At 74.5% G+C, this 12,517-nt stretch carries 8 protein-coding genes; 3 read left to right on the forward strand and 5 right to left on the reverse strand.

Annotated elements, in window-relative coordinates; translation table 11 throughout:
- The first annotated feature begins 5 nt into the window (after positions 1 to 5).
- Complete coding sequence (locus ACS04_RS23045) at positions 6 to 1,397, forward strand: GH1 family beta-glucosidase (protein WP_048478623.1); 1,392 nt, start codon at positions 6 to 8, stop codon at positions 1,395 to 1,397.
- A 142-nt stretch (positions 1,398 to 1,539) separates the two neighbouring features.
- Complete coding sequence (locus ACS04_RS23050) at positions 1,540 to 2,457, forward strand: NADP-dependent oxidoreductase (RefSeq protein ID WP_078865198.1); 918 nt, start codon at positions 1,540 to 1,542, stop codon at positions 2,455 to 2,457.
- A 132-nt stretch (positions 2,458 to 2,589) separates the two neighbouring features.
- Here ACS04_RS23050 and ACS04_RS23055 read toward each other — a convergent pair whose 3' ends face one another.
- From ACS04_RS23055 to ACS04_RS23070, 4 genes are all read right to left on the reverse strand, one after another.
- On the reverse strand, positions 2,590 to 4,746 hold the full coding sequence (locus tag ACS04_RS23055; RefSeq protein WP_048478625.1) for a discoidin domain-containing protein: 2,157 nt from the start codon (positions 4,744 to 4,746) through the stop codon (positions 2,590 to 2,592).
- 329 nt (positions 4,747 to 5,075) lie between these two features.
- Entirely contained in the window at positions 5,076 to 7,973 is a 2,898-nt protein-coding gene (locus ACS04_RS23060; protein WP_048478626.1) for a poly(A) polymerase, read from the reverse strand.
- Complete coding sequence (locus tag ACS04_RS23065) at positions 7,973 to 9,796, reverse strand: RNA ligase family protein (protein ID WP_078865184.1); 1,824 nt, start codon at positions 9,794 to 9,796, stop codon at positions 7,973 to 7,975. Before ACS04_RS23065 ends, ACS04_RS23060 begins: the two co-directional genes overlap by 1 nt.
- Before the next feature lie 93 nt (positions 9,797 to 9,889).
- On the reverse strand, positions 9,890 to 10,549 hold the full coding sequence (locus tag ACS04_RS23070) for a TIGR03086 family metal-binding protein (protein ID WP_078865186.1): 660 nt from the start codon (positions 10,547 to 10,549) through the stop codon (positions 9,890 to 9,892).
- A gap of 99 nt (positions 10,550 to 10,648) precedes the next feature.
- Between ACS04_RS23070 and ACS04_RS23075 the strand changes: the two genes are divergently transcribed.
- Entirely contained in the window at positions 10,649 to 11,620 is a 972-nt protein-coding gene (locus ACS04_RS23075) for a helix-turn-helix transcriptional regulator (RefSeq protein WP_048478627.1), read from the forward strand.
- Between the two features lie 35 nt (positions 11,621 to 11,655).
- Here ACS04_RS23075 and ACS04_RS23080 read toward each other — a convergent pair whose 3' ends face one another.
- Entirely contained in the window at positions 11,656 to 12,306 is a 651-nt protein-coding gene (locus ACS04_RS23080) for an NAD(P)-dependent oxidoreductase (RefSeq protein ID WP_048478661.1), read from the reverse strand.
- Positions 12,307 to 12,517 lie beyond the last annotated feature (211 nt).

Below are 12,517 nucleotides of genomic sequence, written 5' to 3' on the forward strand. Positions count from 1 at the left end.
GTCACATGACCCTTTCCGAAACCCGTACCGACACCGCCCCAGGGCTCGGCCCCCTCGACATCGACCTCGCCGCCCTGCCCCGCCGGTTCGCCTGGGGCACCGCGACCTCCGCCTACCAGATCGAGGGCGCCGTCGCCGAGGACGGCCGCGCCCCCTCCATCTGGGACACGTTCTCCCACACCCCCGGCGCCGTCGACGGCGGCCACACCGGCGACACCGCCTGCGACCACTACCACCGCTGGCGCGAGGACATCGCCCTGATGCGGGAGCTCGGCACCAACGCCTACCGCATGTCCGTCGCCTGGCCGCGCGTGGTCCCCGGCGGGGACGGCCCGGCCAACCCCAAGGGCCTGGCCTTCTACGACCGGCTCGTCGACGGCCTCCTCGACGCCGGCATCACCCCTTCCGTCACCCTCTACCACTGGGACCTGCCCCAGGCCCTCCAGGACCGCGGGGGCTGGCCCGAGCGGGCCACCGCCGAGCACTTCGCCGCGTACGCAGGGCTCGTCGCCGCCCGCCTCGGCGACCGGGTCACCCAGTGGGCCACGCTCAACGAGCCCCTGTGCTCGGCGTGGATCGGCCACCTGGAGGGCAGGATGGCCCCCGGCTGGAGCGACCTGACCGCCGCCGTCCGGGCCTCCTACCACCTGCTGCTCGGCCACGGGCTCGCCACCCAGGCCGTACGGGCCGCCGCCCCCGGCGCGCAGATCGGCATCGTCAACAACCTCTCCACCATCGAGCCCGCCACCGACGGCGAAGCCGACCGGGCGGCCGCCGTGCGCATGGACGGCCACGTCAACCGCTGGTGGCTCGACCCCGTCCACGGCCACGGCTTCCCCGCCGACATGCGCGAGGTCTACGCCGTCGACCTCCCCGAACGCCCCGGAGACCTGGCCGCCATCGCCACCCCGCTCGACTGGACCGGCCTGAACTACTACTTCCCCCAGACCGTCGCCGCCGACCCGGGCGGCCCCGCCCCGTACGCCCGCCAGATCGACCGTCCCGGCGTCCCGCGCACCGGCATGGACTGGGAGGTCGACGCGGACGGCCTCGAAACGCTGCTCATGCGGCTGACCGAGGAGTACGGGGCCCGGCGGATCCACGTCACCGAGAACGGCTCCTCGTACGCGGACACCGTCGCCGCCGACGGCAGCGTCCACGACCCCGAGCGCGCCCGCTACCTCACCGGTCACCTGGCGGCCTGCGCCCGGGCCGCCCGCCGCGGCGCGCCGCTCGCCGGCTACTACGCCTGGTCCCTCCTGGACAACTTCGAGTGGGCCTACGGCTACGACAAGCGCTTCGGCCTCGTCCGCGTCGACTACGCCACCCAGCGCCGCACGGTCAAGACCAGCGGCCGCCGCTACGCCGAGGTGATCGCCGCGCACCGGGCCCTGTGAGCGAACGGCCCCTCGCGCCGCGCCGGGCCCACCCCGCTTCTCGGGGTGGGCCCGGCCTTTCGTGATGGGATGGGCACGCGCTGATTCCACCAGCTCACGGCACGCGCTTGAGGGAGAGGTCGGGTAGATGTCCGAGGACACCATGCGGGCGATGGCGTACGAGACGTACGGCGGGACGGAGGTGCTCTCCGAGGCCCGGCTGCCCCTGCCCAAGCTGGCCCCCGGCGAGCTCCTCGTCCGGGTCAAGTGCGCCTCGGTCAACCCCGTCGACTGGAAGATCATGGCGGGCGGGCTCGACTCCATGATGGACGTCGTGTTCCCGGTGGTCCCCGGATGGGACGTCGCCGGAACGGTCGAGCGGGTCGGGATCGACACGCCCGAGTTCGCGGTCGGCGACGAGGTCATGGCGTACGCCCGCAAGGACTACGTGCACGGCGGGACCTTCGCCGAGTACGTCAGCGTCCCCGTACGGGCCGCGGCCGCCAAGCCGGCCTCGCTCGGCTGGCAGGAGGCGGCCGGCCTGCCGCTGGCCGGGCTCACCGCGTACCAGCTGCTCACCCGGCTCGCCATCGGCAAGGAGGACACCGTCCTCATCCACGGCGCCGCCGGCGGGGTCGGGTCCTTCGGGGTGCAGATCGCCCGGGCGCTGGGCGCCCGGGTCATCGGCACCGCCTCCTCGCGCAACCACGACCGGCTGCGCGAACTGGGCTGCGAGCCGGTCGAGTACGGGGAGGGCCTGGTCGACCGGGTGCGCGCCCTGGCCCCCGACGGGGTCAGCGTGGTCGCGGACTTCGTCGGCGGGGTCCTGGACGTCACCCAGGCCGTCCTCGCGGAGGGCGGCCGGCACGCCTCCATCGCCGATCCCGCCGTGCTCGGCGCGGGAGGCCAGTGGATGTGGGTGCGGCCCGACGCCGAAGGGCTGGCCGAACTGGGCCGGCTCGCCGAGAGCGGGCAGCTCAAGGTCACCGTGGCCAAGACGTTCCCCCTGGGGCAGCTCGCGGAGGCCTTCGAACTCAGCCAGACGGGCCGCACCGCCGGAAAGATCATCCTGGAGGTCTGAGCCCTCCTCGATCCGGCGTCCCGGTCGGCGGACCCGCGCCCCGCGCGCCGCTGGGCCGGGGCGCGCCCACCGGCTCCGGGGCGCGCCCACCGGCTCCGGAGACCAGGGTCTCCCGGAGCCGGTGGGGTGGGGTCAGGGGAAGGAGACGACCGTGGACGGGGTCGTCGACGTTCCCGAGGTGGGTGCGCCCGTGGTGTTGATGACGTGCTCGTACTGGCCCTTGCCGCCCAGCGAGACGACGAGCAGGTCGTGGAACTTCACGCCCGGCTTCACCGGCGCCTGGAATCCGTGGTCCTGACGGATCGTCGGGTCCACGTTGTAGTAGCAGTAGCTGCCCAGCCCCCAGCCCTCGTGGACGGTCACCGAGTCAGCCACCTTGTAGGCCGCGTAGCCCTTGGTGGAGCCGTTCTGGATCGCGGCCTGGTTGGGGGCGTCGTACGCCTTCTCGTTCTGGTAGAAGACCGTGCGGCCGCGCTCGCCGTTCCACTGCACGTCGTACTTGTTGAAGTGCTCGACGAACAGTCCGGTGGCCAGTACGTCGTCACCGTTCACGCGGAACCCGTAGTCGGCGCGGTTGGTCTCCCAGCCCACCCCGTCCCCGTGGTCGGCCCGCCAGATCCAGGTGTGGTCGACGATCGTGTCGTGGTTGTTGATCATCATGCCCACGGTCGCCTTGCCGGGGCCGGCGCCGCCGACCCGGATGAACACGTCCTGCACGGTCGTCGGGTTGCCGCCGTGGTCCGTGGCCGTTCCGGCCGGGCCGACCTCCAGCAGGCTCGGCGAGTTGACCGGGCCCGCGTCGATCAGGAACCCGGCGAGCCGCACCCCGTCCACGTCGGCGACCTTCATCGCCGTCACCCCGTTGTCCGGGACGAGCGTGGCCAGGCCAAGGCCGAGGACGACCGTGTCCGCGCGGTTCACCTGGAGGGTCTGGTCGACGTGGTAGACGCCGGGGGTGAAGAGCAGGTGCAGGCCCTGGGCCAGCGCCTGGTTCATCGTCGCCGCGGTGGTCCCGGGCTTGACCACGTAGAACCGGCTCAGCGGGAGCGAGGTGCCCTGCGGCGCGCCGTTGCCCCAGGAGGTACCGCGCGCGTTCACGCGCTTGGCCGGTACGAAGACCTTGTACTCGGACGCGTCGAGGTACAGGAAGGGCTTCTCCCGGGAGACGGGGGTGGTGTCGAGCGTGGTGTACGGCGGGTTGGGGAAGGACTGGGCGGGGGCGCCCTGGACCCCGGAGAAGACCTGGTTCCAGACTCCGTTGCCCCAGCCGCCGATGGAGCTGTCGCGCGTGTACCACTGCTGCTGCGAGTAGTTGCCGACCTGGCCGTCGATCTTCGAGTCGGCGATGTAGCCGCCCGAGGCCCAGCCGTAACCGTCGGGGGCCAGGTTGAGCCCGCCCTTGACGTGCATGCGGCGGAACGGCGCGGCCTGGGAGACGGCCCAGCGGTCGGTGCCGTTCACCGGGTTGAGCGCGAGGTTCTCGGCGGAACGCCAGAAGTTCTGGGTGGCGTTGCCCCCGAACCAGCCCGCGTCGACGGTCACGTCCCCGTTGATGGTGGTGTCGTCGGGGCTCAGACCCAGACCCGAGATGGAGGTGTAGAAGCCGATCTGGGCGTTGAGGCCGTTGTAGGTGCCCGGCTTCAACAGGAACTGGTAGCGGCCGGCGCCGAACTGGGCGGACTCCTGCTGCCGGAACACCTCGTCGAGCCTGCCCTGGATGTTCGGGGTCGACGGGTCGAAGACGATGACGTTGGGGCCGAGGTCGCCGCCGCCGGGGAGGGAGGGGCCCCCGCCGGAGGTGCCGAAGACCTGGAACTCGTAGAGCGAGTAGCCCCATTCGGTGGCGCGCTGGGTGCCGTACACGCGGACGTAGCGGGCGGTGCCGCCGATGTCGAGGGTGGCGACCCCGCCGGTGGCCGAGGTCGTGGAGTACGCGGTGCTCCAGCCGGCTCCGTCGGTGGACAGCTCGATCCGGTAGGCCTTCGCGTACGCGGTCTCCCAGCGCAGTACGACCTGGCTGAGCTGGGCGGGGGCGCCGAGGTCGACCTGGATCCACTGCGGGTCGGCGAACTGGCTGGACCAGCGGGTGGCGTTGTCGCCGTCGACGGCGGCGGAGGCGGGCGTGCCGCCGTTCTCCTGGCTGGAGGCGGTGACGGGTCTGCCCTGGGAGAGCAGGACGGGCGCGGCCTCGGCGGCGCTGCCGGGGAGCAGCACGAGGAGGGCGGCGACCAGGGCGGCGGCGAGGGCGGCCGCGGTGATTCGGGGTGGATGGTCGGAGAGGCGAGGCATGGGGGGGGCGCTCCTGACGTCTTGGATCCGGGGGATCGAAGCGTGAGTGAACTGCCCCGCCGCGAGGGCCGTCAAGGGGTTCGGCGTTCACGAAGTGAAGGCCTTCGGGTGTGTCAACTGGCTTTCATGCCCGTGAACTTGGGGTTTCTTCAATCCTTGTGAAAAGTGTTGACGAAAAAAGGTGGCAGGGCTCTACTGAGGCTCCTGACCGCTCCGTTCCGCCGCGCCCGCCGGGCGGGGCGCGGTGGTCGCCGATGTTCGGGGAATGACTTCGTTCCGGGGGCGGGTGCTGCCGTGCGTTCGCTACTTGTCGGCCGGGAGTACCCGGTTCACGAGAGGGTGGGGACCGCTCCGCACTCCGCCCAGGTGACCTCGACCCCCGGGAGGGCCGCCGCCCACGGGGAGCAGAGGGCCGCCAACCGGGCCGCGTCGGGCGGCGCGGCGCCGAGACCGATCGCGTACCGCGCCACGGTGTCGCCGAGCTCGAACGGGCGGGGCCAGGCGTGCGCGCCCCCGACGCCTCCGGCCTCCAGGGCGCCGATCAGGGCGCGCATCCGGCCCCGCATCCGCCCCAGGGACTCCTCGAACTCCGGGGGAGCCGCACCCCGTACGGTGACCACCGCCCACGCCGCGTGCCGGCGGTGCAGCGGCGGCGGACCGGCCTGCGGGCCCTCCCACGCCTCGTACAGCTCCCGCCCGAGCAGGTCGCGCAGCGCCGGGCCGACCTGCGGCGTACAGCTGCGCACCGGCTCGGAAGGGGTGAGGACCGTGACCGGGTCGTCGGGGCTCGGAAAAGTGGAGACGGGCGTGTGCGTGGACGGGCCGTGCAGGCCGATCGGGTCGCGCCAGTCCCAGGCGGCCCAGGTCCCGAAGAACTCCCGGAGCAAGGCCTCGGGGGGCAGGTCGTCGGCCCCGCGGACCGTACGGGCCGCCAAGACCGCCCAGGCCAGCCCCGGCAACCCGCCGAACGGCGCCGAGTCCAGGCCCCGCGCGCGGGCCCACGCCTTGACCTCCCGGGCCAGCCGCGCGAACCGCGCCTGCCGCTCCCCGCCCACGAACTCCCGTACCGCATCGGCGTCGTCGACCGCGCTGAGGGCCACCGCGGCCGCCGCGCCGAGCTCCGCCCGCCGTCGCACCGCCCGCGCCGGGTCCACCGCGCCCGTGCCGACGACCACCAGGTCCACGTCCAGCCCGGCCGCCCGCAGCCGCAGCCCCGGCACCCGCGCGCCGACGACCTCCCGCAGCCGCTCGGCCTCCGGGAGCGCTGCCGCGACCCGCGCCCGTACCTCCGCCATCCCGGCGGCGCCCGGGAGCGCGGCGACCAGGTCCAGGTCGGCTCCGGGCAGCGCGCAGCCCATGCGGCGGGATCCCGCTAGGTGCACCACACCGTGGCCCAGCGCCTGCGCGATCCGGGCGGTGAGGGCCTTCGCCCCGGCCGCGCCATCGGCCCCGGTCACTGCCCCGGCCGCGGCCGTGGCCCCGGCTGCGGCTGCGGTTTCGCGGGCCGGTGGCGCCCCGGGTTCGGGGTCCGAGGCCCACCGCCACGCACCCGTGCCGAGTTCCACCGTCGCCCGTACCCGCATCGGCCCGTCCCCGCGCCGGGAGAGCACCGCCAGCTCCCCGACGCGGGCCGCGGTTCCCGCCCCGGAGCCGCCCAGCCGCGCGGTGAACTCCGCCAGGGCCCGCTGCGGGTCCCGGCTGCGGCCGAGGGTCAGGTGCGGGGTGAAGCCGTCGCGTCCCCGGCACCCCGGGAACCGCTGCGCGAGCCCTCGCCTCAGCGCCTGCCACGGCTCGTCGCCGGACGCCGCCGGATCCAGCCACAGCGTGGCGTCCTCCCGGTGTCCGAAACTGTGCACTCCCGCCAGCCGGGCGGTGAACGGCGCCGACTGGCCGGCCACTTCGGCCAGGAGGGGCAGGGCCGCCTCGAAGGAGGACTCCGGTACGAAGCCGAACAGCAGGTTCACGTGCGCAGGCCAGCGGCGCACCGCCGGGTCGTGGCCGCGGCGCAGCTCATCGATCACCGGATCGTGCGGCGCGAGCCAGGCCACCGCGGTCCGCGCGGTCGCCCGTACGTCGAGCACCGCGTCGCCCTCGCCCCCCTCGGCGAAGTCCACCACCGCCTCCACACCGAAGTGGTCGGAGATGTAGAGCCCCTCCGGGCCGGGGGAGTCGCCCCGCAGCGCGGCCTCCCGCACCCGCGCTCCGGCCGAGCGCAGCAGGACCCGGTCCAGCCGGCCGGAGCGCCCCGACAGCGAGCCCACGGCGGCCAGCGGGTTGGTCACCGGATCGAAGGTCGGCGTGGTGTCCTGCGCCCCGTGCACCTCGGTCCAGGCATCCCGCATGCCCAGCGCCGCCGCGGGTCCGTGCGGTCCGGAGCGGCCGTCGTTGAAGTCGCCGAGCAGCGCCACATCCGCCTCGACACCGCTCAAACCCTCATGTATCCGGGCCAGTTCCTCACTGCGCCGCCCGGCGCCGTTCTCCGTGTGATCGCTCGTCAGGTGAACGGAAGCCACGACGAGCGGGCCGCCGGGCGCGTCGACCGTGACCGCCGCGACCGCCTTGTGCGGACCCAGCAGGTGCAGCCCCGCCTCCCGTACGGGCAGCCGGCTCAGCACGAGCAGCCCGCTCGCGGGCACGTCCTTCGAGCGTGGATCCGTGCCCACCGTGTACCCCGCGCGCACCCAAGGCTGCGCCAACAGCATGTCGAGCAGGGCCGGTTCGACCTCCTGGAGGGCGATCACACCGGCATCGGCGGCCGCCAGGTCGGCCAGCAGCATCGGCCTGCGCCGGGCGGTGTCGATGCGCGGGGCGTCGTACCGGTCCCACAGGGTGTTCCAGGTCAGCAGCCGTACGGGCCCCTGCGGGGGGTCCGGCTCGGACGCCGCGCGCCCGGTCCCGGCCGGCCGCCACGCGCCGCCGCCCGCCGGATCCCACGCGTGCGGGGTGCGGGCGGTGAAGAACGGGGCCCGCAGCAGCCGCGGTGCGCGGATCCGGCCCGCTCCGGTGGAGTCGATCCGGTCCACGCCGCTCGCCCGGTCCCAGACGAGCTCCCCGTCCGCCTCCACGAACAGCACCCGGTGCCAGGGGATGTCGCCGCCCGGCACGAAGGAGGGCAGCGGGACACGCTTGGGCGGCGCCCCGCGCTGGTGCAGCCCGAAGACGAAGCGGGCCGGATCGAAACGGGGGTCCCAGCGGACCTGGTGGTAGAGCTCCTCACTGGTGCGCATCAGCCGTCCTCGCCCAGTGCCGCGCCCACGGCCGCTGTCGCCGGCCGCGGCAGCGTCCGCACCGCGGCCCCGATGGTCCCCGCCGTGTCCTCGACCGTCCCGCCCGCCCCGACGTACCGGACGCGGTGCGCGGCCCCCTGCCCCGGATACGGCGGACTGAACCGGTGCAGCTGGGTGGTCAGTACCTCCGCCGGTACGGGATGGGCCCGCACGGCATTGCGCCGGAACAGCTCCGCCTCCTCGACCAGCACCACCACCTGGGTGACCAGCGCGTCCCGGCGCCGCGCGACCGCGCCCGCCAGCCCTCGCTGCTGCTCGGTGAGGGAGGTGGCGTCCCACACCACGGTGCCGCCGCCGGCAGCCGCGGCCGCCAGCGCGGCGTCCAGCCGGTCCAGGCCCTCGCGCAGCACGTCGGCGTTGGCCCGCTGGTCCGAGCGGGAACCCCGCGCGGTGCGCAGATCGTCGAGACTGATGTACGCGGCCGCGCCCGGCAGACTCCGGGCGTACGTGCTCTTACCGCTGCCCGAGGGCCCGCACAGCTGCACCAGCCGCGGGAAGCGCCCGTCCCGCCACCGCCAGGTCGCGCCCACCGCCTCCCCGGGGGTGGAGATCCCGCCCCGGCCGAAGGCCTCCCGGGCCTGCGCCCAGCAGCGGTCCGCCGCGTCCGGACCGAGGTCGCCGAGGGACTCCCGCAGCCCCTCCCGCAGGGGACCCAGCGGATCGGGGCCGAGCAGCCCGGCCTCCTCGGCGTAGAGGGCGGACCACTCGACGCGTTCGCGGGCCTCCGCGTCACCCGCCGCCGCCCCCGCGAGCGCGTGCAGGGCCCCGAGATCGGCGGCGACGGCCATCCGGACCAGCCCGGCCCGCCGCCCCTCGTCCGGGAACGGCCGCTGCAGGTACGGGTGGAGTCCGACCAGGTCGGCCACCCGCCGGGCCAGGGGCATCCCGAGCGGTCCCGCCGCCAGCCGCGCCGCGAGGCGGGCCCGCGGCGCGCGGTGCAGTACGGCGGCCAGCACCCCGGCCAGGCGGGCCTCGCCGGTACGGCCCGCCGCGTCGAGCCGGCCCGCCACCTCGGCGACGACCGGCTCGACGCCCGCGACGGCCGGCGGCTCGTCCGCGCCGACCGGAGCGGACTCCAGGCCGAGGGCGGCCGTCAACTGCCCCGCGTCCGGCTCGGAGCCCGAGCGCACCGCCCACAGCGGAGCCTGCGGACCGAGCCCGTTCGCCACCACCTGCGCGTACATCCAGTGCGTGTCGGTCTGTACGTGGCCGCTGCGCACCCACTTGGCGACGCACCGCCCGAACTCCGCCCGCGCGAAGGAGGCCACCGTCCGGACCACGTACCCCTCCTGGCGGGTGGTGTCGAGCCGCAGCCCGCGCAGCGCGCGCTCGTCGAAGATGCCCCGCCACAGCACCCGCGGGGTGGGTATCCCCAGGCCGTGCAGGAAGCTCACGGTCCGGTCCCAGTCCAGGCAGCGCTCCCCGTCCCACACCGAGAACCCGTAGAACCAGCTGTCGAGGTCCTCGTACGGGAGCGAGTGGCGTGCGTACAGGTTCTCCCCGCAGACCCGCCACCCGGCCGGGATGCCGGCGCCGATCCGGCTCTGGAGGCCCTTGACCCAGGCCCGCGAAGGGTGGTGGCCGGAGTCCAGTGAGCGCGCGTGGAGCCCGTCCGCGTACAGGGTGGTGTTCTCCCCGTCGAGCTTCTCGGTGACCACGACCTCGCGCCCGGCCAGCCCCGCGAGCCCGGCGGCCCGTACGTCGTCCGCCGCCGCCCCGGGGGACCAGGGCAGGTGCGGGGTGCGGGGGTAGTGCGTGCGCATGGCCGGCTCCGGCTCGACGACGGGGGATCGCCGTCACCCTATGCATCCGAAGCCGGGCCATCCACCCAATAACCGCCGAACCCGGTCGGTCCCTCAGGGCCGGCGTCCGGCCCAGGCCACGAGCCGGTCGATGGCCGGAGCGCCGGGGTCCACGGTCACCACCTCGCCGAAGGGGATCCGCCCACCCCGTGATTCGGCCGGCAGTGCGCGGCGTACGACGCCGATCACCCGCTCGATCAGAGCCGCATCCCACTCCGGGGCCTGCCCGGTCGCCGTGGCCAGGTCCCAGGTGTGCACGGTGAGTTCGTGGGTGTAGACGGCCGCGGCGGCCGCGCCGGGAAGGACCCCGATCGGCAGGCGCAGCTGCCGGCCGAGGATGCCCGGATCCCCCCACACCTGCGCGACCTCGCGGGCGCCCGGCCCCCACGCCGCGGCCCATCCGCCGTCGGCGATCTCGTCGGCGAAGGAAGGGACGCTGAACGGGTCCTCGCCGCGCCCGATCACCGAGATCCTGCGGACGACGGCGACGAGATGGCTCGACAGCCGCCGGACGTCGAACTCCTCGCAGGGCGTCGGGGCGTCGTACTGCTCGGGCCGGACGGCGGCCAGCGTACGGCCCGCCAGCTCCACGGCCGCGGCGAGGTCGGCTCGGGGATCGAAGGAGGAGGGGGCGAGGGAGCTGTCGGTGACGGCGTCGGCGTCGGCGTCGGTGGAAGCGGGCTGGGTCTCGATGAGCTTCTCGGTCTTGTTCATGGCTCCATCCTGGAAGGGAAAGTGGCCATCTCCTGGCCAGTTTTCCGAGGAGAATGAAAAGGTCACGACAACAACGCCCGCGCAGGAGGAAAGAGGCCCATGAGAGCCGACCGGCTGGTGGCGACCCTGCTCTTCCTCCAGGACCGCGGGCGCGTCACCGTCCCCGAAGTGGCGGCCGAACTGGAGGTGTCCGAGCGCACCGCGCGCCGTGACCTGGAGGCCCTCGCCGCGTCCGGCATCCCCGTCTACTCGCAGCGCGGCCGCGGCGGCGGCTGGTCCCTCGTCGGCGGGGCCCGTACCAACCTCACCGGACTGACCGCCGACGAGATCCGGGCGCTCTTCCTCGTCACCGGCCCGCTGTCCGCCACCCCCGAACTGCGCACCACCCTGCGCAAACTGGTCAGGGCCCTGCCCCCCACCCTGCGGCCGCATGCCGAGGCCGCCACCCGTGCCGGGGTCGTCGACGCCACCGACTGGTCCCGCAACGCCGTCACGGCCGACGCGTCCCACCGCTCGGCGCTCCAAGGCGCCGTCGTGGACGGGATCCGCGTCCGACTCGGGTACGCGGGCGTCGGCAAACCGGCCGGGGAGCGCACGGTCGACCCCCTCGGGCTCGTGGCGAAGGCGGGGGTGGACTACCTCGTCGCCGGTACGGACAAGGGCCTGCGCACCTTCCGGCTCAGCCGGGTCACCTCCGTCGAACCGACCGGAGAACCGGTGGTCCGGCCTCCCGACTTCGACCTCGCCACGGCGTGGCGGGCGCTGTCCGGGGCCTTCCAGGACGGCATGTACGCGGTCACCGCGCGGGCCCGCGTCCGCCCCGACACGCTGGCCCTGCTCCAGCGTCTCCTCGGCGGTCGGGTGCGCGTCGGCGGTCCGCTGCCCGACGGCTGGACCGAGGTGTGGGTCGACGGGCCGGCCGCCAAGGCCCTGGCGGGGCATCTGGCCGGGCTGGGGGCGGGGGTCGAGGTGCTGGAGCCGCCGGAGGTACGCCGGTGGCTCGCCCGGATCGGCGCCGAACTCACGGGGATGTACGCGGGGGAGAGGGCGGACCCGCCGCCCGGCCCGTAGCCGTCGGTGAGGCGCCACCGGCCCGCCGCCGTCGGTCAGTAGCCGATGGTGAACCGCTTCCCCGCATGCGCATCGCGCTCGATCTCGTCGACCAGGGCCACGGCGTAGTCCTCGGCTGAAATGCGGCTGAGACCGTCCTCGTCCACGACCAGGTCGTCGAGGGCCAGCCGGTACGTGCCCGTCCGCGCGCCCGGCGCGATCTGCGCGGCGGGGCTCAGACAGCTCCAGCGCACCTCCTCGACGGGCACGGTCCGCAGGAAGTCCAGCGCCTCACCGTGGGCCTGCATGAGCGCGCGGACCGGCTCCTGGATGTCCGGCGCGTCCCGGACCAGCGAACCCTCGGGGGTGCGCAGCGAGCCGGCCCCGCCCACGACGATCACCCGGGGCCGGGGGAGGTCCGGGTCCGGCGTGCAGACCCCGCCGATCAGGGACTTGGCGGCGCTCACGAGGACGGCCGGGTCTTCGGTGCCGGGGCCGACGGCACTGACGACCACGTCCCGGCCGGCGGCAGCCTTGGCGACGGAGTGCGGGTCGAGGACGTCGCCGAGCATCACCTCGGCTCCGGAGTCCGCGAGCTTCTCGGGATCGCGGACCACCGCGGTGACTTCGTGGCCGCGGTCGAGGGCTTCGCGCAGGACGCGCGTTCCGATGGTGCCGGTCGCGCCGAACAGGGCGATCTTCGCCATGGCGACTCCCTGGGGGTGGAGGCGGTACGGGCCCCGGGTCGGACCCGCGCCGCCCATCCAAGCGAACCCGCCCCGCCCGCTCCGGAAGCCGGGCCGAATCCACACGGATGATCCACATTCAGACCGGGGCTTTCGGATCAGGGCGCCCCGGGCTGATCCACCCTGATCCCAAAGACACGGCCTAGCTGTGTTGTCCCGGGACGTTGGTGAC

It is taken from the genome of Streptomyces roseus, assembly GCF_001044425.1.
GTDB lineage: Bacteria > Actinomycetota > Actinomycetes > Streptomycetales > Streptomycetaceae > Streptomyces > Streptomyces roseus.